Source organism: Streptomyces sp. NPDC037013 (genome assembly GCF_055607265.1).
The window spans coordinates 139,228-160,484 of record NZ_JBVJRV010000009.1; the positions used below are offsets into that span (position 1 = coordinate 139,228).

Annotated in this window: 20 protein-coding genes; 8 read left to right on the forward strand and 12 right to left on the reverse strand. The window is 71.7% G+C overall.

The genetic code is table 11. From position 1 onward, the window contains the following. Nucleotides 1-8 precede the first annotated feature (8 nt). Nucleotides 9-1,328 carry an MFS transporter gene (locus ACZ7DY_RS31235; RefSeq protein WP_471141268.1) on the reverse strand — a complete coding sequence of 440 codons (1,320 nt, stop codon included), beginning with the start codon at nt 1,326-1,328 and terminating at the stop codon, nt 9-11. A gap of 90 nt (nt 1,329-1,418) precedes the next feature. On the opposite strand from ACZ7DY_RS31235, the gene ACZ7DY_RS31240 reads away from it, so the two are divergent. Further along, entirely contained in the window at nt 1,419-2,309 is an 891-nt protein-coding gene (locus tag ACZ7DY_RS31240) for a winged helix-turn-helix transcriptional regulator (RefSeq protein WP_471141270.1), read from the forward strand. Here the strand turns inward: ACZ7DY_RS31240 and ACZ7DY_RS31245 are convergent. After that, nucleotides 2,248-2,826 (reverse strand): TetR/AcrR family transcriptional regulator, encoded by a 579-nt coding sequence (locus ACZ7DY_RS31245; protein ID WP_471141273.1) that lies wholly within the window; start codon nt 2,824-2,826, stop codon nt 2,248-2,250. The two genes, ACZ7DY_RS31240 and ACZ7DY_RS31245, sit on opposite strands and share 62 nt — an antisense overlap. After that, the gene (locus tag ACZ7DY_RS31250) at nt 2,826-3,146 is read right to left on the reverse strand and encodes a DMT family transporter (protein ID WP_471141276.1); all 321 of its coding nucleotides are present in this window, start codon (nt 3,144-3,146) and stop codon (nt 2,826-2,828) included. The genes ACZ7DY_RS31245 and ACZ7DY_RS31250 overlap by 1 nt, the downstream gene beginning before the upstream one ends. Nucleotides 3,147-3,271: 125 nt before the next feature. Between ACZ7DY_RS31250 and ACZ7DY_RS31255 the strand changes: the two genes are divergently transcribed. After that, nucleotides 3,272-4,510 carry a DUF7847 domain-containing protein gene (locus tag ACZ7DY_RS31255; protein ID WP_471141279.1) on the forward strand — a complete coding sequence of 413 codons (1,239 nt, stop codon included), beginning with the start codon at nt 3,272-3,274 and terminating at the stop codon, nt 4,508-4,510. Nucleotides 4,511-4,591: 81 nt separating this feature from the next. Here the strand turns inward: ACZ7DY_RS31255 and ACZ7DY_RS31260 are convergent, their stop codons facing one another. The 8 genes from ACZ7DY_RS31260 to ACZ7DY_RS31295 all read right to left on the reverse strand — a co-directional run bounded on the left by ACZ7DY_RS31260 (nt 4,592) and on the right by ACZ7DY_RS31295 (nt 11,180). Beyond that, nucleotides 4,592-4,927, reverse strand: a complete 336-nt coding sequence (locus ACZ7DY_RS31260; RefSeq protein ID WP_160504340.1) for a metal-sulfur cluster assembly factor — start codon at nt 4,925-4,927, stop codon at nt 4,592-4,594. Further along, on the reverse strand, nt 4,924-5,397 hold the full coding sequence (gene sufU / locus ACZ7DY_RS31265) for a Fe-S cluster assembly sulfur transfer protein SufU (protein WP_471141282.1): 474 nt from the start codon (nt 5,395-5,397) through the stop codon (nt 4,924-4,926). The genes ACZ7DY_RS31260 and sufU overlap by 4 nt, the downstream gene beginning before the upstream one ends. A 17-nt stretch (nt 5,398-5,414) precedes the next feature. Next, nucleotides 5,415-6,683 carry a cysteine desulfurase gene (locus ACZ7DY_RS31270; protein ID WP_471141285.1) on the reverse strand — a complete coding sequence of 423 codons (1,269 nt, stop codon included), beginning with the start codon at nt 6,681-6,683 and terminating at the stop codon, nt 5,415-5,417. Then, nucleotides 6,680-7,444 (reverse strand): Fe-S cluster assembly ATPase SufC, encoded by a 765-nt coding sequence (gene sufC / locus ACZ7DY_RS31275; protein ID WP_030784213.1) that lies wholly within the window; start codon nt 7,442-7,444, stop codon nt 6,680-6,682. The genes ACZ7DY_RS31270 and sufC overlap by 4 nt, the downstream gene beginning before the upstream one ends. A 7-nt stretch (nt 7,445-7,451) precedes the next feature. Next, nucleotides 7,452-7,781, reverse strand: a complete 330-nt coding sequence (locus ACZ7DY_RS31280) for a bifunctional 3-phenylpropionate/cinnamic acid dioxygenase ferredoxin subunit (protein WP_471141288.1) — start codon at nt 7,779-7,781, stop codon at nt 7,452-7,454. Next, nucleotides 7,778-8,959 carry a Fe-S cluster assembly protein SufD gene (sufD, locus tag ACZ7DY_RS31285; protein WP_471141290.1) on the reverse strand — a complete coding sequence of 394 codons (1,182 nt, stop codon included), beginning with the start codon at nt 8,957-8,959 and terminating at the stop codon, nt 7,778-7,780. Before sufD ends, ACZ7DY_RS31280 begins: the two co-directional genes overlap by 4 nt. Nucleotides 8,960-9,021: 62 nt before the next feature. Then, nucleotides 9,022-10,443: a Fe-S cluster assembly protein SufB gene (gene sufB, locus ACZ7DY_RS31290; protein WP_062776871.1), complete on the reverse strand. Its 1,422-nt coding sequence runs from the start codon at nt 10,441-10,443 to the stop codon at nt 9,022-9,024. Further along, entirely contained in the window at nt 10,440-11,180 is a 741-nt protein-coding gene (locus tag ACZ7DY_RS31295; protein ID WP_471141292.1) for a helix-turn-helix transcriptional regulator, read from the reverse strand. The genes sufB and ACZ7DY_RS31295 overlap by 4 nt, the downstream gene beginning before the upstream one ends. A 161-nt stretch (nt 11,181-11,341) precedes the next feature. Here ACZ7DY_RS31295 and ACZ7DY_RS31300 point away from each other — a divergent pair, with 161 nt between their 5' ends. From ACZ7DY_RS31300 to ACZ7DY_RS31315, 4 genes are all read left to right on the forward strand, one after another. Beyond that, nucleotides 11,342-12,187 (forward strand): AAC(3) family N-acetyltransferase, encoded by an 846-nt coding sequence (locus tag ACZ7DY_RS31300; protein WP_471141294.1) that lies wholly within the window; start codon nt 11,342-11,344, stop codon nt 12,185-12,187. Between the two features lie 11 nt (nt 12,188-12,198). Then, on the forward strand, nt 12,199-13,122 hold the full coding sequence (locus ACZ7DY_RS31305; protein ID WP_471141297.1) for an ABC transporter ATP-binding protein: 924 nt from the start codon (nt 12,199-12,201) through the stop codon (nt 13,120-13,122). Then, nucleotides 13,119-13,889, forward strand: a complete 771-nt coding sequence (locus ACZ7DY_RS31310) for an ABC transporter permease (protein ID WP_471141299.1) — start codon at nt 13,119-13,121, stop codon at nt 13,887-13,889. The genes ACZ7DY_RS31305 and ACZ7DY_RS31310 overlap by 4 nt, the downstream gene beginning before the upstream one ends. 74 nt (nt 13,890-13,963) lie before the next feature. Further along, on the forward strand, nt 13,964-16,168 hold the full coding sequence (locus ACZ7DY_RS31315; RefSeq protein ID WP_471141301.1) for a glycogen debranching N-terminal domain-containing protein: 2,205 nt from the start codon (nt 13,964-13,966) through the stop codon (nt 16,166-16,168). On the opposite strand, the gene ACZ7DY_RS31320 is transcribed toward ACZ7DY_RS31315, so the two are convergent. Then, a complete protein-coding gene (locus ACZ7DY_RS31320) occupies nt 16,127-17,368 on the reverse strand; it encodes a glycosyltransferase family 4 protein (protein WP_471141303.1) in 1,242 nt (413 codons plus the stop codon). The two genes, ACZ7DY_RS31315 and ACZ7DY_RS31320, sit on opposite strands and share 42 nt — an antisense overlap. 119 nt (nt 17,369-17,487) lie before the next feature. Here ACZ7DY_RS31320 and ACZ7DY_RS31325 point away from each other — a divergent pair, with 119 nt between their 5' ends. Together ACZ7DY_RS31325 and ACZ7DY_RS31330 are read left to right on the forward strand one after the other, a co-directional pair. Then, nucleotides 17,488-20,202 (forward strand): tetratricopeptide repeat protein, encoded by a 2,715-nt coding sequence (locus ACZ7DY_RS31325; protein ID WP_471141306.1) that lies wholly within the window; start codon nt 17,488-17,490, stop codon nt 20,200-20,202. A 43-nt stretch (nt 20,203-20,245) separates the two neighbouring features. After that, a complete protein-coding gene (locus ACZ7DY_RS31330) occupies nt 20,246-21,235 on the forward strand; it encodes a COX15/CtaA family protein (RefSeq protein WP_471141916.1) in 990 nt (329 codons plus the stop codon). The last annotated feature ends 22 nt before the right edge of the window (nt 21,236-21,257 follow it).

Sequence of the window (21,257 nt, forward strand, 5' to 3'; positions counted from 1 at the left end):
GGTGAAACCTAACCGGAGGTGCGGCGCGCGGGCGAACCGGTCTCAGGGTCCGGGCTGCCGGCGCCGCCGCCCGCGGCCACGGCGGCGGACGGCGCGCGGTCCCGGCCCCGTCCCGCCGCGACGACGAGGCACCCCGCGGCCCCGGCGAGCAGCGCGCAGAGGGGCCACAGCAGCTGCGGGGCCACGGTGTACAGCGCCCCGCCGAGCGGCGCCGACAGGACGACGCCGCTGACCGAGACGCCCGAGTACAGGCTCTGGAAGCGGCCCTGCGCGTGGGCGGGCGCGTGGTCGGCGACGTAGGCGGTGGCCGGGGTCTTGTAGAGGATCTCGCCCGCGGTGAGCAGCAGCATCATGGTCACGGCGGTGGCGGCCCCGGTGCCGAGGGCGAGCACGGCGTACCCCGCGCCGACGAGCAGCAGTCCGGCGCCGATGATCCGCAGCGGCGCGCGGCCGCGCAGGGCGAGGGTGACGGGGAGTTCGAGGAGCAGGATGACGCCGCCGTTGAGCGCGAGGAGCCAGCCGTAGACGCCGGTGTCGAGGCCGTGCCGGGCGAGGTCGACGGGGAGTGTGGAGTACTGCTGGCGGTAGACGAGGTCGGTGACGAGGATCGCGCCGAGGAGGACGAGGACGGTGGGGCGCCGGCGCAGCTCGGCGAGGACCCCGGGCCCGGGGCCGGCCGTCCTGGCGCGCACTGCGCCCTGCGCGGGCAGCACCCGCCAGGCGTACGCGGCGAAGACGAGCGTGCCGAGCCCGTCGACGGCGAAGAGCCAGCCGTACGAGACGTGGGCGATGAGCAGCGCGCCCAGTGGGGGCCCGACGGTGAAGCCCGCGTTGGCAGCGAACCGGGTCACCGCGAAGCCCTGGCGGCGGGTGCCCTCGGGGACGGTGACGGCGACGAGGGCGCCGTTGGCGGCGCGCACGCACCCCCCGGCGTACTGGCTCAGGGCCGGCACCACGTACAGCAGCGCGTCCGGCAGGACGGGCAGCGCGAGGACGCCCGCGCCGCTGAGCACCGATCCGGTGAGCAGGACGCGCCGGTGGCCGTAGCGGTCGCCGAACCAGCCGCCGGTGAAGTTGCCCGCGACCATGCCGGCGCCGCCGATGCCGCTTATCAGTCCGGCGCGGGCGACGGAGAGGCCCCGCTCGTCCGTCAGGTAGACGAAGAAGTAGACGAAGGTGAAGGCGACGACCATGTTGAAGAACTGGCCGGCGGCGAGCAGCCACACCGTCCTCGGCACGTCCCGCAGCCCCTGCCCCGGCCCCCGCTCGCGTTCACGTTCACGTTCGCGTTCGCCGCCGCGCTTCCCCCGCACCGTGCCCCCCGTCATGCCGGCCGCGGGCGTCTGATGCCCGCGCCGCACCCGCGCGTTCCCGCCGGTCAGTTCCTTTTGGGAACGGACTATGTCAGCATGAGGACCATGGCGCAACGGACCCGGCTGAACGACGACCACTGCGCCATCGCGCAGGCCCTGGACGTCGTCGGCGACTGGTGGACCCTGCTGATCGTGCGCGACATGGCGCGCGGCGTGCACCGCTTCGACGAGCTCCAGCGCGAACTGGGCGTCTCCCGCAAGGTGTTGACCGAGCGATTGCGGCTCCTGGTGGAGGCGGACGTCGTCGCGCGCGTCCCCTACCAGGACCGCCCGGTGCGCCATGAGTACCGCCTGACGCCGCGCGGCCGCGCGCTGCTGCCCGTCCTGGTCGCCCTCCAGGACTGGGGCGACACCTGGATCCTCGGAGAGGGAGAGACGATGGCGACCGCGACACAGACCTCCGTTGAGGCCCGGCGGGTCCACGAACTGCTCGGCACGCGCGTGCCGGAGCTGGCGCTGACCGGCCACGACGGGCAGCCCCGCGATCCGGTGGCCGCGGACACCCCGTACACGGTCCTGTACTGCTTCCCCGGCGCGTACGCCCGCAAGGACGCCTATCCCCCCGGCTGGTCGAGCATTCCCGGCGCGCGCGGCTGCACGCTGGAGTCGTGCTCCTACCGGGACCAGCTCGCCGAGTTCACGGCGGCCGGCGCGACGGTGCACGGCGTGTCGACCCAACGGCCCGACGAGCAGCGGGCGTTCGCCGAGAAGGAGGGGCTGCGGTTCCCGCTCCTCTCGGACGCGGACGCGGCCCTCACGGCGGCGCTGCGCCTGCCGACGTTCCGCACGGCGGGCATGAGCCGGATCAAGCGGCTGACACTGGTGGTGGACCGCGACCGGGTGGTGCGGGACGTGCAGTACCCGATCACGGACGTCACCGCGAGCGTCGAGGCGGCGCTGGCGACGGTCGGGCGGCTGGCACCAGCAGCCGGCTGAGCATCTCCCGGGTGTACGTCTCGTCGTACTCCCCGCCGGTGAGCAGCACCTGCAGGCTGATCCCGTCCATCAGGGCGACGAGGGCGCGTGCGGTGACCGGGCCGGTGCGCGGTTCGAGCACCTCGGTGAGGCCCTGGCACCACTCGGCGGCCACCGGCCGCAGCGCGGGCCTGCGCAGGGCGGCGAGATACAGCTCGTACTCCAGCTCGACCCCGGACCGCTCCCCCGCGAACCACTCCCCGAGGAGCCGGGCGAGCCCCTCCGCGAGGTCGGCCCGCGGGTCCTCGAACGCGCTGCTCGCGGCCATCACCTTCGCGAAGCCCTCGTTGCTCTGCCGCAACGCGGCGACCAGCAGTTCGTCCAGTGTCTTGAAGTGGTACGTCGTGGAGCCGAGCGGCACATCCGCCTCGGCGGCGACGGAGCGGTGGCTGAGCCCGGCGATCCCGCGGGCGCCGACCACCCGGATCGCGGCATCGATGATCCGCTGGCGGCGCTCGGGGTCGTAGCGGCGGGGCATCAGTGGGCCCCGCCGAGATTGAGCACGACGACGCCGACGATGACCAGGGCGATGCCGAGCACCTTGACCGGGCTGGCCGACTCGCCCAGGAACAGCATGCCGATCCCGGCGACCGCGGCGGTGCCGATCCCCGCCCAGATGGCATAGGCGGTGCCCACGGAGAGCGTCTTGAGGGTCTGCGCGAGGAGGGTGAAGGCGAGCAGATAGCCCGTGACGGTGATCAGTGAGGGCCACAGCCTGCTGAACCCCTCGCTGTACTTCATGGCGGTGGTCCCTGCCACCTCCGCCGCGATGGCCGCGGCCAGCAGTGCGTATCCCATGCGTACGAGTGTACATATCGATGCGTACGGGTGTACGTAAAAGCCGGGTGCCCACCGGATAAGGTGACGCGATCGCTGTGGGGGGCCACAGGGACGCACGACGCACACCATGGAGCGCAAGAGCGATGTCGGACACATCGGGGCGGGGACCGCAGGGTCAGCAGCCGGACCCACCGCACCACGACCCGCAGGGGGCACCGCAGCACGGCGCTCCGCAACACGGGGCACCCCACTACGGGGCGGCGCCTCAGTACGGATCCGCCCCCTACGGCTCACCGCAGCCCGGGGCGTACCCCTACCCCTACCCCGCCCCGCCCCACGGCTGGGGGCACGGCCCGTGGGGCCCGCCTCCCCCGCCCCCGCCGAAACCCGGCGTCATCCCGCTCGCCCCGCTCGGCGTGAACCACGTGTTCGGCGGCGCCTTCGCCACCATGCGGCGCCACGCCAAGCCGCTGTTCGGCACGGCCGCGGTGGCGTACGGCATCCTCGCCGCGGTCATGACGGGCGCGCTCCTGCTCGCCTACGCCGCCACCCGCGACGACTTCCGTGCCCTGTACGAGCCCGGCGCCACCTTCTCCTGGGAGCACGCGCGCCCTCTCCTGCTCGCCTTCGGCGCGGTCTGGACGACGGCCCTGATCGCCAGCCTGGTGATCAACTCCTTCATCCAGGCCGCCTGCGCCGCCACCCTGCACGAGGCGGTCATCGGCCGCCCCGTGACGTTCCGCGCCGTCTGGCGCAGGGCGTGGTCGCGCACGCCGGCCGTGACGGCGGTGACCTTCCTGCTCGCCCTGATCCTGCTGCTGCCCGTGGTGGCGTTCTGCCTGCTCGTCGTCGCCTTCTTCGTCTCCGTCCTCACCCGCTCCGACGCCCCGCTCGGCCTGGTCTTCCTGCTCTGCCTCGTCCTGGTCCCGCTGGCGGCCTGGCTCTACGTCCTGTTCGCCTTCGCCCCGGCCGCGGCCGTCCTGGAGGGGGCAGGCCCGCTGACGGCACTGCGCCGTTCCGTGCGGCTCGTACGGAGCGCCTGGTGGCGCACGTTCGGCATCTCGCTGCTCGCCGGGCTCATCGTGGGCGGCGTGTCGCTGGCGTTCCGCATCCCCATGCAGCTCGCCGCGCCCCAGCCGCCGGTGGTGGACCCGGACACCAGCGCCTCGGAGGTCCTCTTCGACCAACTGCGCTCCCAGTTCGGCCTGTACGCCCTGCTCGGCCTGGCCGGCACCCTGCTCACCCAGCTGATCGCCGCGGTCTTCCTGCCCCTGGTGACGGCCCTGCTCTACATCGACCGCCGCATCCGCACAGAGGGCCTGGCAGACACCCTGGCCGAGGCGTCGGAGCCGTCCTCGGCCGCCCCCGCGGCCCGGCACTGACACCGGCTCCGGCCCCGCCGTCCGGACGCACGTCGGCCCCCCGCGCCCTGAGGCACGGGGGGCCGAGATGTCAGACGTGGCTCAGACGTTGAACCCGAGCGCCCGCAGCTGCTCGCGGCCGTCGTCCGTGATCTTGTCCGGGCCCCACGGCGGCATCCAGACCCAGTTGATCCGCAGTTCGTTGACGATGCCGTCCGTCGCGGACTTCGCCTGGTCCTCGATGACGTCGGTCAGCGGGCAGGCCGCCGAGGTGAGCGTCATGTCGATCGTGGCGATGTTGGCGTCGTCGACGTGGATGCCGTAGATCAGGCCGAGGTTGACGACGTCGATGCCCAGCTCGGGGTCGACGACGTCGTACAGCGCCTCGCGGACCTCTTCCTCCGAAGCGGGCTTCGTCAGGGTCTCGTTCTCGCTCATGCCGTCTTCCTTTCAGCGGCCCCGTCGGTCTCGCCCAGTGCCTGGGCGGTCGCGTCCTTCCAGGCCATCCAGCTCAGCAGGGCGCACTTCACCCGGGCCGGGTACTTGGAGACACCGGCGAACGCGACCGCGTCCTCCAGGATCTCCTCCATCGCGTCGTCCGGCTCCAGCTTGCCCTTGGACTGCATCAGCTCCAGGAAGACCTCCTGGACCTTCTGCGCCTCGGCGAGCTCCTTGCCGACCAGCAGGTCGTTCAGGACGGACGCGCTGGCCTGGCTGATGGAGCAGCCCTGGCCCTCGTACGACACATCGGTGATCGTCGACCCGTCGTACTTCACGCGCAGCGTGATCTCGTCGCCGCACGTCGGGTTGACGTGGTGCACCTCGGCGTCGCCATCGCGCAGACCACGCCCGTGCGGGTGCTTGTAGTGGTCCAGGATGACTTCCTGGTACATCGAATCCAGCTTCACGTTGCCCAGCCAGCCCCTCAGCCGAAGAAGTTCCGTACGTGCTCCAGGCCGTCGACGAGGGCGTCGATCTCGCCGGGCGTGGAGTACAGATAGAACGACGCTCGCGTGGTCGCGGGAATTCCGTACCGGAGGCAGACGGGCCGCGCGCAGTGGTGGCCGACGCGGACCGCGATGCCCTGCTCGTCGAGGACCTGGCCCACGTCGTGCGGGTGGATGTCGCCGAGCGTGAAGGAGATCGCGGCGCCGCGCTCCTCGGCCGTCGTCGGACCGATGATGCGCAGGTCCGGTACTTCCAGGAGGCGCTTGACCGCGTACTCGGTGATCGCGTGCTCGTGCGCGGCGATCTTGTCCATGCCGATGGCCGAGAGGTAGTCGACGGCCGCGCCCAGGCCAACGGCCTGGGAGACCGGCGGCGTGCCCGCCTCGAACTTGTGCGGCGCGGGAGCGTACGTCGACGAGTTCATCGACACGGTCTCGATCATCTCGCCGCCGCCGAGGAAGGGCGGCAGGTCCTCCAGGAGCTCCTGGCGGCCCCAGAGCACGCCGATGCCCGTCGGGCCGAGCATCTTGTGGCCGGTGAAGGCCACGAAGTCGGCCTGGAGCGCCTGCACGTCCAGCGGCATGTGCGGGGCGGCCTGCGAGGCGTCGATCAGGACGAGCGCGCCGACCTCCTGGGCGCGGCGCACGATGGCCTCGACCGGGTTGTGCGTGCCCAGGATGTTGGAGACGAGCACGAAGGAGACGATCTTCGTCTTCTCCGTGATGACCTCCTCCATGTTGGAGAGGTCGAGGCGGCCGTCGTCGGTCAGGCCGAACCACTTCAGCTTCGCGCCGGTGCGCTGCGAGAGCAGCTGCCACGGAACGATGTTGGAGTGGTGCTCCATCTCCGTGATGACGATCTCGGTCTCGTGGTCGACGCGGTAGGGCTCATCGGCCCAACCGAGCATATTGGCCACGAGGTTGAGCGACTCGGAGGCGTTCTTGGTGAAGATCACCTCGTCGCGGCTGGGCGCGTTGATGAACTCCGCGACCTTGTCACGGGCGCCTTCATAGAGCGCCGTGGCCTCCTCGGCGAGGACGTGCACGCCGCGGTGAACGTTGGCGTTGTGCTGCTCGTAGTACTCGTTCAGTACGTCGAGGACCTGGCGCGGCGTCTGCGAGGTCGCCGCGTTGTCCAGATACACGAGCTTCTTGCCGTCGTGGATCGTGCGATCCAGGATCGGGAAGTCCTTGCGGATCGCCTCGGTGTCGAGGAGGCCGGAAAGCCCCTGGTGGGCCACTGTCACGCGGATGCGCCACCCTTCGTGTAGGCCTCGTAGCCCTCGGCCTCGAGCTTGTCGGCCAGCTCGGCGCCGCCGGACTCGGCGATGCGGCCGTTGGCGAAGACGTGCACGAAGTCGGGCTTGATGTAGCGCAGGATGCGCGTGTAGTGGGTGATCAGCAGCGTGCCGACCTCACCCGTCTCACGGACGCGGTTGACGCCGTCGGAGACCTGGCGGAGCGCGTCGACGTCCAGGCCCGAGTCGGTCTCGTCGAGGATCGCGATCTTCGGCTTGAGGAGCTCCATCTGGAGGATCTCGTGGCGCTTCTTCTCACCGCCGGAGAAACCCTCGTTGACGTTGCGCTCGGCGAAGGCCGGGTCCATCTGGAGCTGCTCCATCGCGGACTTGACCTCCTTCACCCAGGTGCGCAGCTTGGGGGCCTCGCCGCGGATCGCCGTCGCCGACGTACGCAGGAAGTTGGAGACCGAGACGCCGGGGACCTCGACGGGGTACTGCATGGCGAGGAACATGCCGGCGCGGGCACGCTCGTCGACGGACATCTCCAGGACGTCCTCGCCGTCGAGGGTCACGGTGCCCTGCGTGATCGTGTACTTGGGGTGACCCGCGATGGAGTAGGCGAGCGTCGACTTGCCGGAGCCGTTGGGGCCCATGATGGCGTGGGTCTCGCCCTGCTTCACGGTCAGGTCGACGCCCTTGAGGATCTCCTTGGTGGAGTTGTCGGCCTCGACGGTGACGTGCAGGTCCTTGATTTCAAGCGTTGCCATGGGTGCCTCAGGACTCCTGGGAAGGGGAGGCGAGTACGTCAACGAGTACATCGCCCCCTTCGATCTTTACGGGGTATACGGGGACGGGGCGCGTCGCGGGCAGGCCGGACGGCTTGCCGGTGCGGAGGTCGAAGCTGGAGCCGTGCAGCCAGCACTCGATCTGGCAGTCCTCCACCTCGCCCTCGGAGAGGGAGACGTTCGCGTGCGAGCAGATGTCGTTGATCGCGAACACCTCGCCCTCGGTGCGGACGACCGAGACCGGCGTGCCGTCGAGTTCCACCCGCTTGGGGGTGTCCTCCTCCAGCTCGCTCAGCCCACAGGCGCGTACGAACGTCATGCGACCGTCGCCTCCAGCTCCTCTTCGATCTTCGCGATGAGGCGCTCCTCGACGTCCGGCAGACCGATCTGCTGGACCAGCTCGGCGAAGAAGCCGCGGACGACCAGGCGGCGCGCCTCGTCCTCCGGGATGCCGCGCGACTGGAGGTAGAAGAGCTGCTCGTCGTCGAAGCGGCCGGTCGCCGAGGCGTGGCCGGCGCCGACGATCTCGCCGGTCTCGATCTCGAGGTTCGGCACCGAGTCGACGCGGGCGCCGTCGGTCAGCACGAGGTTGCGGTTCATCTCGTACGTGTCGGTGCCCTCGGCGGCGGCCTCGATGAGGACGTCGCCGATCCACACGGCGTGGGCGTCGTCGCCCTGGAGCGCGCCCTTGTAGACGACGTTCGACTTGCAGTGCGGGGTGTTGTGGTCGACCAGGAGGCGGTGCTCCTGGTGCTGGCCCGCGTCCGTGACGTAGAGGCCGAAGAGCTCGGCCTCGCCGCCGGTGCCCGCGTAGGTGACGCGCGGGTGAAGGCGGACCAGGTCGCCGCCGAAGGTGACGACGACGGACTTGAAGGTGGCGTCGCGGCCGACCAGCGCGTTGTGCTGGGCGACGTGCACCGCCTTGTCGTCCCAGTCCTGGACGGAGACGACGGTGAGCTTGGCGCCGTCGCCGACGACGAAGTCGACGTTGGCGGCGAGCACGGCGTCACCGGTGTGGTCGATGACGACCAGGGCCTCGGCGAAGGCGCCCACCTCGATCACCTGGTGCGCGAAGGCGGTGCCGCCCTCGCCGTGCACGGCGATCCGGATCGGCTCGGTGAGGACCGTCTCCTTGGGGACGGTGACGACCGAGGCCTTCTCGAAGGACGAGTACGCCTGGGCGGCGACGCGGTCGACGGGCTTGCCCGCCCTGCCGACGCGCGCGTCGTCCCGGCCGACGGTCTCCTGGGTGACGCCCTCGGGGGCGCTCACCTCGACACGGATGCCGCCGTCGGCGACCGCGGTGCCGTCGTGCAGGCCCCGTAGGCGCTCGAGCGGCGTGAACCGCCACTCCTCCTCGCGGCCGTGCGGCACCGGGAAGCTGTCCACGTCGTAGGACGGGGGAGCGCTCATGCGGGTGGCGACGGTGGACTCGGCGGCCACCGCGATGGATCCGGCGGTGGTGGAGCCCACCGGGATGTTCTGAGCCTCAGCCATGGCTGTCGTCGTGCTCTCTCTCTGCGTAAGAAGTCAGTCGCTGCGAAGGATGGTCGCCGGGATTAACCGACCGAACCCTCCATCTGCAGCTCGATCAGCCGGTTGAGCTCCAGGGCGTACTCCATGGGCAGCTCCTTGGCGATCGGCTCGACGAAGCCGCGCACGATCATCGCCATGGCCTCGAACTCCGTCATGCCGCGGCTCATCAGGTAGAAGAGCTGGTCGTCGGAGACCTTGGAGACGGTCGCCTCGTGGCCCATCGACACGTCGTCCTCGCGGACGTCGACGTAGGGGTAGGTGTCCGAGCGGGAGATCGTGTCGACGAGCAGCGCGTCGCAGAGCACGTTCGACTTCGATCCCGCGGCGCCCTCACCGATCTCGACGAGGCCGCGGTACGACGTACGACCGCCGCCGCGCGCCACCGACTTGGAGACGATGTTCGAGGAGGTGTTCGGCGCCATGTGGACCATCTTGGAGCCGGCGTCCTGGTGCTGGCCCTCGCCCGCGAAGGCGATGGAGAGGGTCTCGCCCTTGGCGTGCTCGCCCATGAGGTAGACGGCGGGGTACTTCATCGTCACCTTGGAGCCGATGTTGCCGTCGATCCACTCCATGGTCGCGCCCTCGTACGCCACGGCGCGCTTGGTGACCAGGTTGTAGACGTTGTTCGACCAGTTCTGGATCGTCGTGTAGCGGCAGCGGCCGCCCTTCTTCACGATGATCTCGACGACGGCGGAGTGCAGCGAGTCCGACTTGTAGATCGGCGCGGTGCAGCCCTCGACGTAGTGGACGTAGGCGTCCTCGTCGACGATGATCAGCGTCCGCTCGAACTGGCCCATGTTCTCCGTGTTGATGCGGAAGTAGGCCTGGAGCGGGATCTCGACGTGCACGCCCTTGGGGACGTAGATGAACGAGCCACCGGACCAGACGGCGCTGTTCAGCGAGGCGAACTTGTTGTCACCGACGGGGATGACGGTCCCGAAGTACTCCTTGAAGAGCTCCGGGTGCTCCTTCAGCGCCGTGTCGGTGTCGAGGAAGATGACGCCCTGCTCCTCCAGGTCCTCGCGGATCTGGTGGTAGACGACCTCGGACTCGTACTGGGCCGCGACACCGGCGACGAGGCGCTGCTTCTCCGCCTCGGGGATGCCGAGCTTGTCGTACGTGTTCTTGATGTCCTCGGGCAGGTCCTCCCAGGACTCCGCCTGCTTCTCCGTGGAGCGCACGAAGTACTTGATGTTGTCGAAGTCGATGCCGGAGAGGTCCGAGCCCCAGTTCGGCATGGGCTTCTTGTCGAAGAGGCGCAGGCCCTTGAGGCGGAGCTTGGTCATCCACTCCGGCTCGTTCTTCTTCGCGGAGATGTCGCGGACGACGTCCTCGTTGATGCCGCGCTTGGCAGAGGCACCGGCGACGTCGGAGTCGGCCCAGCCGTATTCGTAGTTGCCCAGACCCTCGAGTTCGGGGTGGGCAGTCTCCGTGGGGAGCGTCATGCGGGGTTCCTCCCGGCCGTGCTTGCTGATGCTGATGTGGTGGTCCGTGTGGTGCTCTCGCCGCTGGTGCCACTGCGGGGGATGAACGTCGTGCAGACGCCGTCTCCGTGGGCGATCGTGGCGAGCCGCTGCACATGCGTGCCGAGCAGAGCGGAGAAGAATTCCGTCTCCGCCTCGCACAGCTGCGGGAACTGCTCGGCGACGTGGGCGACCGGGCAGTGGTGCTGGCAGAGCTGCTCGCCGACCGGTGCGCTGCGCGCGGTGGCAGCGTACCCGTCGGCGGTCAGGGCCTTCGCCAGAGCCTCGGTGCGCTGTTCGGGCGGCGCGGCGTCGACCGCGCTCTTGTACGTCTCGGCCTGGGCGGCGATCCGCGCCCGGGCGAAGGCGACGACGGCGTCCTCGCCGTGGTGCTCGGTGATCCACCGGAGCGCGTCCGCGGCCAGCTTGTCGTACGACTGGTCGAAGGCGTCACGCCCGCAGTCGGTCAGGGCGAAGACCTTGGCGGGCCTGCCCCGGGTCCTTGCCCCGTAGACGCGCTGTTCACGGGGTTCGACGACGTTCTCGTGGACCAGGGCGTCGAGGTGGCGGCGGACGGCCGCCTGGGTGAGGCCGAGGCGCTTGGCGAGATCGGCGACGGTGGACGGGCCGTGGTCCAGGATGGAGCGCGCGACGCGGTTGCGCGTGGAGCGCTCCCCGGTCGCGAGTTCCTCCTGCGGAGCCTCGCCGACGTTTTTCACAACGCCATTGTTGCGTAATTCCTCAGAGCCTGACAACCCGCGTCCCGATCAGCGGGCGGTGCCCTGCATCACTTAGGCATACCTAAGCTGACCTGCGGAAACGATCACTGATCGATCAAATCGGTGGCGCGTGCCCGGCCTGTCGACAAGACTCCTGAACCATGTCCACACCCCCTCCGACCGGCCCTTTGTGTACGCGCGAGTCGCTCGCGGACGAACTCGTGAAACTCGGCGTGCGGCCCGGCGAGACACTTCTCGTCCACTCCTCGCTCAGCTCCCTCGGCTGGGTCGCCGGCGGGGCCGTCGCCGTCGTCCAGGCACTGCTCGACGCGCTGGGCCCGGACGGCACGCTGGTGGTCCCCGCCCACACCGGGGAGAACTCCGACCCCGCGCAGTGGGGCAGGCCGCCCGTGCCCGAGGAGTGGTGGCCGGTGATCCGCGCGTCGCTTCCCGCGTACGACCCGCTGACCAGCACCACCCGGGGCGTCGGCGTCGTCCCCGAGGCCGTGCGGACCTGGCCGGGGGCGCTGCGCAGCGCTCACCCGCAGACCTCGTTCGCGGCGCTCGGCCCGGCCGCCGCGACGATCACCGCCGGGCACGCCCGCGACTGCCGGCTCGGCGAGCGCAGCCCCCTGGCGCGCCTGGAGAAGGCGGGCGCCCGCGTCCTGCTGCTCGGCGCGGGGTACGGCTCGTGCACCGCCTTCCACCTGGCCGAGTACCGGATCCCCGGCCCCGACGAGGAGAACTCCTTCGCCGTGATGACGTCCGAGGGGCGCCGCTGGAAGACGGTGCGGGAGCGTTCGATCAGCGACGACCGCTTCCCGGAGCTCGGCGAGGCGTTCGAACGGGACACTCCCGTCGTCCGCGGCTCCGTCGGCGCCGCCGCATCGCGGCTCTTCCCCCTGGCGGACGCCGTCGCCTACGCCGAACGGTGGCTCCCGGAGCACCGGCCGCGCCACCCCTGGCCCCCCGGACCCGCCCGACGGGCACCCCGCCCCCGTCCCTAGACTGGCTCACCATGCGAAACGAGCCCGTCGTCCAGATCCGGAATCTGGTCAAGCGGTACGGAACCAAGACCGCGGTGAACGGTCTCGACCTGACGGCCGGGGCCGGCGTCACCGCCGTCCTCGGCCCCAACGGCGCGGGCAAGACCACCACGATCGAGACCTGCGAGGGCTACCGGAAGCCGGACTCCGGCACCGTCCGCGTCCTCGGCCTCGACCCGGTCCGCGAGGCGGACGCGCTGCGGCCCCGCATCGGCGTGATGCTCCAGTCCGGCGGCGTCTACTCCGGCGCCCGCGCCGACGAGATGCTCCGCCACGTGGCCAGGCTGCACGCGCGCCCGCTCGACGTCGACGCGCTCATCGAGCGGCTCGGCCTGGAGAGCTGCGGCCGCACCACCTACCGCAGGCTCTCCGGCGGCCAGCAGCAGCGCCTCGCGCTCGCCATGGCCGTGGTCGGCAGGCCCGAGCTGGTCTTCCTCGACGAGCCGACCGCGGGCCTCGACCCGCAGGCGCGCCGGGCCACCTGGGACCTCGTACGCGATCTGCGCCGCGACGGCGTCGGCGTCATCCTCACCACCCACCACATGGACGAGGCCGAGGAGCTCTCCGACGACGTCGCGATCATCGACGCCGGCCGGGTCATCGCCCAGGGCAGCCCCGACCAGCTGTGCCGGGGCGGCGCCGAGAACACCCTGCGCTTCACCGGCCGCCCCGGACTCGACGTCGCCTCGCTCCTCAAGGCCCTGCCCCCGGACTCGGCCGCCGCCGAGCTGACCCCGGGCTCCTACCGCGTCAGCGGCACGGTCGACCCGCAGCTGCTCGCCACCGTCACCTCCTGGTGCGCCCAGCACGGAGTGATGCCGGACAAGATCTCGGTCGAACGCCACACCCTGGAAGACGTCTTCCTGGAGCTCACGGGTAAGGAGCTGCGCGGATGAGCGCCGCCGGTACGTACAGGCCGGAGCCGGGCGCGGCCCCGCTCCCCCGCATGATCGCCGCGCAGGCGGCGCTGGAGACGAAGATGCTGCTGCGCAACGGCGAGCAGCTCCTGCTCACGGTGGTGATCCCCACCCTCCTGCTCGTCCTCTTCAGCGCGGTCGACATCGTGGACACCGGTGAGGGGGAAGCGGTCGACTTCCTCGCCCCCGGCATCCTCGCGCTCGCCGTGATGTCCACGGCCTTCACCGGCCAGGCCATCGCGACGGGCTTCGAGCGCCGCTACGGCGTGCTCAAGCGGCTCGGCGCCTCTCCGCTCCCCCGCTGGGGCCTGATGACGGCGAAGACCCTCTCGGTCCTGGTCACCGAGGTCCTGCAGATCGTGCTCCTGACGGTCATCGCCTTCGCCCTCGGCTGGTCGCCGCACGGCAACCCCCTCTCCGTACTCCTCCTCCTGGTCCTCGGCACGGCGGCCTTCTCCGGGCTCGGCCTGCTGATGGCGGGCACCCTCAAGGCCGAGGCGACGCTCGCCGCCGCGAACCTCGTCTTCCTGCTCCTGCTGATGGGCGGCGGCGTGATCGTCCCCCTCGACAAGTTCCCGGACGCGGCCCGCACGGTGCTGGACCTGCTGCCCATCTCGGCGCTCTCGGACGGCCTGCGCGACGTCCTGCGGCACGGCGCGGGCATCCCCTGGGGCGACCTCGGGATCCTCGCGGTGTGGGCGGTGCTCGGGCTCGGCGCGGCGGCGAAGTTCTTCCGCTGGGAGTGAGCCGGGCGGCCGGCCGCGCGCCCCGGAAGGCCGCCGCACGAATGACGTGAGCGCGGAACGGGCACTCCCGTTCCGTGGCCGACTCCCCCGACTTACCCGGACCGCGCCGGACCCGCGCCCTGCAGCCGCTCCTGCACGACGTGGTGATCTGCGTCGCGGCACCCGCCTTCACCGCCTCGCCCCGCGACGGCCAGCTCACGGGCGTCAGGGCCGACGGCTTCTACGACCACGACCGGCGGCTCCTGCACACCCTGCGGCTGCTGCTCGACGGCCGGGTACCCGAGCCCGTCGGCGTCCAGCCGCTCGGCCCCGACCGGGTCCGCTTCACCTCCGTGCACCGCTGTCCCGGCGACGGCACGGACGACCCCACGCTGATCGTCGAGCGGGTACGGACCGCCGGGCAGGGCGAGACGGTGCTGCTGCGCAACGTCGGTACCCTCACCCGCGTCCTGAGCGTCGAACTGACGGCCGCCACCGACCTCGCCGACATCGCCGACGTCAAGCGCGGCACCACCGGCCGGGCCGTGCGCCCGCACGCCGACCGCGCCAGGGCCGCCCTCTCCTGGAGCTCCGCCACGGGCCACGCCCGGCTCCGCGCCGCCGACTCCCCCGCGCCGCCCCGGACCTCGGCGGGCCCGGCGGCCGGCACCTTCGGCTGGCCCCGCGTCGAGCTGCCGCCGGGCGGCTCCTGGCTGGTCCGGCTCACCGTCACCGGCCGCGCCGTGCCCGCCCCGCCGGGCCACCCGGTCGCTGCCTCCCCCCACGTGCCGTGGTCGGAGCCGGTGGTCCGCGGTGACCGGCGGCTGGTGGGCCTGGTCCGCCAGGGGCTCGCGGACCTGCGGGCGCTGCGGCTCGCGGACGGCTCGGGGCGGCGGGGGGCCTCCCGCGACGACCAGTTCATCGCGGCAGGCTGCCCCTGGTACCTGACGCTCTTCGGCCGGGACTCGATCTGGTCGGCCCGCATGCTGCTGCCGCTCGGCACCGAACTGGCCCGCGGCACCCTGTGGACCCTCGCCCGGCGGCAGGGCACGGTCCACGACGACTTCCGCGAGGAGGCGCCCGGCCGGATCCTGCACGAACTGCGGCGCGCGGAGTCCCGGCACGGCCACGGGCTTTGCCTCCCCGCCCACTATTACGGCTCCGTCGACGCCACCCCGCTCTTCGTCTCGCTCCTGGTCGACGCCTGGCGCTGGGGCCTGCCCGCGGCCGACGTCGACGGCCTCCTGCCGTACGCGGAGCGCGCGATGGCGTGGATCGTCGACACCTGCGGCAAGGACGGGGACGGCCTGCTGCGCTACTACCCGCGCCCCGGCGGCCTGCTCCACCAGTCCTGGAAGGACTCCACCGACGCGGTGCGGGACGCGGCGGGCCGCCGCATCGAGCCGCCGCTGGCCCTCTGCGAGGTGCAGGGGTACGCGTACGAGGCGGCGGCCGGGCTCGCCGACCTGCTGGCCGCGCGCGGCGCACCGGAGCGGGCCCGCGAGCTGCGCCACTGGGCCGCCGCGCTCCGCGCCCGCTTCGCCGACGCCTTCTGGATCGACGCCAAGGAGGGGCCCGCGGCCCGCTACGTCGCCATCGCGGTCGGCCGCGACCTCGACCCGGTCAGCGGCCCCGCCTCCAACATGGGCCAGCTGCTCGCCACCGGCATCCTGGACCCGGCCGGCTGCGCGGATGTCGCCGCCTGGCTGGCCGCGCCGGAGCTCGACTCCGGCTGGGGGCTGCGCAGCCGCTCCGCCGCCGTGCCCGGCTTCAACCCGATGAGCTACCACGGCGGTTCGGTGTGGACCCACGACACGGCGATCGCCGTGCGGGGCCTGTGCGCGGCGGGCCGGCACACCGAGGCCGCCGCGCTCGCCGACGGACTGCTCGACGCGGCGGTGCACTTCTCGTACCGGATGCCGGAGCTGTACGGCGGGGACGCCCGCACCGAGACCTCCCCCGCCCCGCTCGCCTATCCGGCCGCCTGCCGCCCGCAGGGCTGGTCCGCGGCGTCCGGTGTCGCCGTGCTCGCGGCCCTGCTCGGCCTGCGCCCGGACGCCCCGCGGCGGCGGCTCGAGCTGCGCCCGCTCCCCCCTGACCTGCTCGGCCCGCTCGCCGTGTCGGGGCTGCGCCTCGCGGACGCGGATCTCTCCGTACGGGTCGACCGGGACGGGCGGGTGACGGTCACGGGACCGCCCGCCGGCTGGCGGATCGGCACCGGCGCGGACGACGGGCCGGACGACGGCTCGGGCGCCGGTTCAGCCACCGGCGCGGGCGCCGGTCCCGATGCCGCCGGCTGACGCCCCGTCCGCTCGGGTCAGGAGCCTGCGGTACTCGCGCTGCATCTGCCGCAGATAGATCTCGCGCAGGTCGAAGTGGTCGAGGACATGGGCCCGGCCGCGCAGTCCCATCAGGCGGCCGGTCTCCCGGTGGTCCAGCAGATGGGCCAGGCGCAGGGCGAGCTGTTCCGCGTCCCGTCCCGGCACCAGGTGGCCGATGACCCCGTCGTCGTCGACGCCCTCGCCGAGGCCGCCCATCCGGGTCACGACGACGGGCCGCGCCGCGCACATCGCCTCCAGCGGGGCGAGGCCCATCGGCTCCTCGAAATCCGAGGGGTAGACGACGACGGTCGACTCGGCGTACAGCGCGGGCATTTGATCCACACCGGCTTCCACGAAATCCACGTACGGGGTGAGCCCGCGCTCCTCGATCTCCTTTTCGAGGCTTTCCCGGAAACCGATCTTCTCGCCGTGGAAATCGACCGTCTGACGGGTGTCCGTGAGGACGAGCCGGGGAACGTCCGCGCACATGCGGCGGTGCACGATCAGGTCGAGAGCGGCCACCGCGAGCATCGCCCCCTTGTCCGGGATGAGCCGCGCGGGCAGCAGGATCATGCCCCGCCGCGGTGTGACGTCGAGCGGGGCGAGCGCGGCGTAGGGAGCGGTGTCGATGCCCAGGTACGTGTGGTCCGCCCGGACGCCGAGCACCTCCTCGCAGGCGGTCCGCATGAACTGCGAGACGGCGTAGTGCCCGTCCCACAGCCCGGCGGTGAGCGTGGAACCCCGGCTGCCCGGCCCGCCCCAGATGCTGTGGTACGTGTGGCAGAGCACGAGCCGCAGCGGCTCACGCAGCACCTCCAGGGCCCTGGCCGGGGCCTCGCTGAAGTGGTGGAGGTTGTGGCCGTGCACGACGCGCACGCCGCGTTCGGCGAGGACCTCGCCGAACCACGCGGTGAGCCGGTGCCGGTCCTCCTCGGGGTCGCGCTCGAACCGGCCGAGGTCGAGCGCCGGGTGGGTGAGGACCTCCACCCCCGGTTGACCCGGCGCCTGCGCGCCGGGCGTGCCGGTGAGCACCGTGACGCGGTTCCCCTCCAGCGCCAGCAGCCGTGAATAGTCCCAGAGATGGGATTCGACCCCGCCGACGCAGGGCGGAAACGACCAATGGACCAACGCGATATGCGCCCCCACTTCCGGGGACTGATCCTTTGCGTCGAGATCCATGCCGCCTCCGTAACGTCGAATCCGCGAAGCGGAGATGCTCCCATATTCCGGCCCGGCGTGGTTTCCCCGAGAATAGGAGGCGCTGCGGGGAGCACGGGTGGGGAAGACAGGGGGAACTCATGTCCGTATCAATTTCGGGCTTATTCGTCGGCGCCCGCAAGCAGTACGCCACGACACGCAGACGCGTCACCCTCACCGTGAGACGGCTCGCCGCGGGCACCACCGCGCTGTCGGGCGTGGCCGTCGCGCTGGTGGCCCTTCTGAAGGACCGGGCGACCGGTCCTGTGATGTGGGTCCTGGTCGGTCTGATCGTGCTGGGCATGGTCTCGCTCGTCGTCTCCGCCACCCCCGCGCACGGACGTACCGCCGGGGAGGACGCGGCGACCACCTTCCCCGCCAACAACCTGCCCTTCCGGTCCCGCTACTTCGTGGGCCGCAAGGCGGAGCTGGCCCGGATCGAGCGGACCCTGCGAGCGGGCAGGGGCCCCAAGGGCCGGCGCGTCAGCGTGCTGTACGGCACCGGCGGCATCGGGAAGTCCCAGCTGGCCACCGCGTACGCCCACGAGAAGCTGGCGGAGCACAGCCTCACCCGCTGGCTCAACGCCACCAGTTCCGACCGGCTCCTGTGCGACCTGCTCGAACTCGCCGCGCTGATCGGCATCGCGTACCACGAGTCGAAGACGGTCGTCCTGTCCCGGCTGTGGAGCTGGCTGCGCGACCACCCGGACTGGCTCCTCGTCTACGACAACGTCCAGCTGGAGGAGGCGGAGGGGCACGGCGACGGGCCGGTCGACCGACACCGGCAGCTCCAGCCCCTGCTGCCGCCCGAGGGGATGGGCGAGGTCCTCATCACCACCCAGCTCCGCGAGGGCTGGACCGGCCTGTGCCCCGACCCCATCGAGCTCACCGTGTACGACGAGGCGGACGGCATGGCCTTCCTGCGGCTCAGGACCGGGTCAGGGGCCGATGAGCGGCTGGCCAGGCTCGGGCGGCTCCTCGGCTGGCAGCCGCTCGCCCTGGAGCAGGCCGGCGCGTACATCGAGCAGGCCGAGATCAACGTGGAGAGCGAGGACTTCGAGGAGTACCTGCACCGGCTCTCGGAGCAGACCGCCGACAGCGACGCCAAGACGTTCGAGATGGCCATCGAGCGGATCGGCGTGCAGCAGCCCGCGGCCGAGGACCTGATGCGGCTCTGCTCCTTCCTCGCCTCCGAGGACGTGCCCCGGACCATGCTGTTCCGCTACCGCTCGGTCCTGCCCGACCGGCTGCGTCTGGTGATGGAGGACCAGCTGGCCTTCACCCGGCTCGTCCTCAAACTCGTCCACCACTCCCTCATGACCCGCCAGGGCGACGGCCGCACGGAACCGGTGACGTACGGCATCCACCCCCGGGTGCAGATCTTCATCCGCTCCCGGCTGACCGGCCACGAACGGCTTGAGTGGTCGCAGGCCGCGGTCCGGCTGATCGAGTCCGCCTTCCCGCTCGTCCCCGAACAGCTCGACTCGCGGGGCGTCTGCGAGCGGCTGATGCCGCACGTCGACGCGGTGACCGCCGAGCCCTCCTGGGCCGACGAGAGCGACGGCGACCTGGGCGCGGCACGGGACCCGGAGTGCCTGGTGCGGCTGCTGCACCGGGCCGGCAGCTATCAGAGCCACCGCTGCGACTGGAAGAGCGCCCTGGCCTTCTTCTCCCGCGAGGTGGAGCTGCGCGGGCTCGGCACCGGCTCCGAGCACAGCCTGGCGACGGCCCACCTCGCCATCGCCCGCCAGCACTACTACCTCGCCCACCTGGACGCCGCCGAGGCCGCCTGCGGCCGGGCGCTCGCGCTCTGCGACGCCCACAAGGACGACGACGCCTTCCAGCAGGTGCGGGCGCAGTGCTGCCGCCAGTTCGGCGGCATCCTGCGGGAGCGCAACCGGTTCCGTGAGGCGAGCCGCTACCTGGAGGCCGCGCTGCGGATCTACGAGCACCAGGGGTCGGGGTGGGAGGTCATCGACTGGGCGGTCACCGAGCAGGAGGCCGGCATGATCCACCGCAACGCGGGCCGCCTCACCGAGGCGCTCGACTGCTACCGGCGGGCGGACGAACTGGTCCGCAGCGGCGGCTCCACCTCCCTGGAGGAGCACGTGGTCTTCCACGCCATGCTCCACCGCGACATCGGCATCGTCGCGCAGGACCGCGGCGACCTGGACACCGCGGAACACGAGCTGCGGGCGGCGCACACCGTCTTCCGGAGCAAGCGCGGCGAGGAGGACTTCGAGACCGCGCAGGTCGCCAAGTTCCTCGCGGACGTGCTGCGCCGCACGGGGCAGCGGTGCAGGGCCGAGTCCCGGCACACCCGCAACCCGCTGCAGAGGCGCCGGCTGCGCGCCCGGGCCCAGGCCCTCCTCGTCGAGGCGCACGACCTGCTCGGCCCCGTGGTGACGCTGCTCGGCGAGCGCCGGGCGACCGAGGCCCACACCTACGCCGCCTGTCTCAACAAGCTCGGCTCGCTGCAGTGGGCGCAGGGCCACCTCACCAGGGCGATCGACACCCTGCGGGAAGCGGAGGAGATCTACGTCACCGCGTACGGCCCCGACCACCACTATCGGGCGAAGACGCTGTGCCGGCTCGGACCGGTGCTGCGGGCCGCCGGCCACCGGGACCGCGCCGAGCGGGAGCTGCGCACGGCCGAGCGCATCTTCGTGGTGAGTCTGGGCGAGGAACACCCCTCGCTCGTGGCGGTGTACACGTTCCTCGCCGACTGCGCCGCGGACCCGGCCGAGGCGGCCCGGCTGCGGGCCCGCGCCGCGCGCATCCACCGGTCGCTCTGGGACAACTCGTCCCCCTCGTGAAGACATGCACAAGCGGCCCCCTACGATGGGGCGCGTGGCAAACATGACCCGAGCCGACATCGCCTCCGCCGTGCGGAACCCGCTCGCCTTCATCGCCGAGCGCTGGACCCCCACTCAGCGGACCGTCCAGCAGGCGGCCATGATCTCCCTCGTCATGACGGTGGTCATCGTGGTGACGGGCGGCGCCGTCCGGCTGACCGGTTCGGGCCTCGGCTGCCCGACCTGGCCCAAGTGCACGGAGCAGTCCCTGACCGCGACGAGCGAGATGGGCTTCCACGGGGCCATCGAGTTCGGCAACCGCATGCTGACGTACGTGCTGTGCGCGGCGGTGGGCTGGGCGATCATCGCGGCCCGTTCGCAGAAGCCGATGCGGCGCAGCCTCACCCGGCTCGGCTGGACCCAGTTCTGGCTGGTGATGGGCAATGCCGTGCTCGGCGGTTTCGTGGTCCTCGTCGGCCTCAACCCATGGACGGTCGCGGCGCACTTCCTGCTCTCCAGCGCCCTGATCGCGGTCGCCATCGTCATGTGGCAGCGGGCCCAGGAGGGCGACGCCGAGCCGCGCCCGCTGGTCGGCAAGGCCGTCGTCCAGCTCGTCTGGTCGCTCGTCGCGGCCGCCGCGCTGCTGATCGCCGCGGGCACCGTCGTGACGGGCTCCGGTCCGCACGCGGGCGACTCCAGCGACGTGCCGCGGATGGGCTTCGACTGGGAGGCCGTCAGCAAGCTGCACGCCGTGCTCGCCTGGATCGTGGTGACGCTGACGTTCGCCCTGTGGTTCGTCCTCAAGGCGGTCGACGCGCCGGCCGGGCCGCTGGCCCGCACCCGCGAGCTGTTCCTCGTCCTCCTCGCGCAGGGCGCGATCGGTTACGTCCAGTACTTCACGGACCTGCCCGAGCTCCTGGTCGGGGCGCACATGTTCGGCTCGTGTCTGGTGTGGATCGCCGTGGTGCGGGTGCTGCTCTCGCTGCGGGAGCGGCCGCTCGCCACCGTCGACGTGCCCGCCCAGGCCGACGACTCACGCCTCTCGGCCGTCTGACACCGGCGCCCGCGCCCCGCCC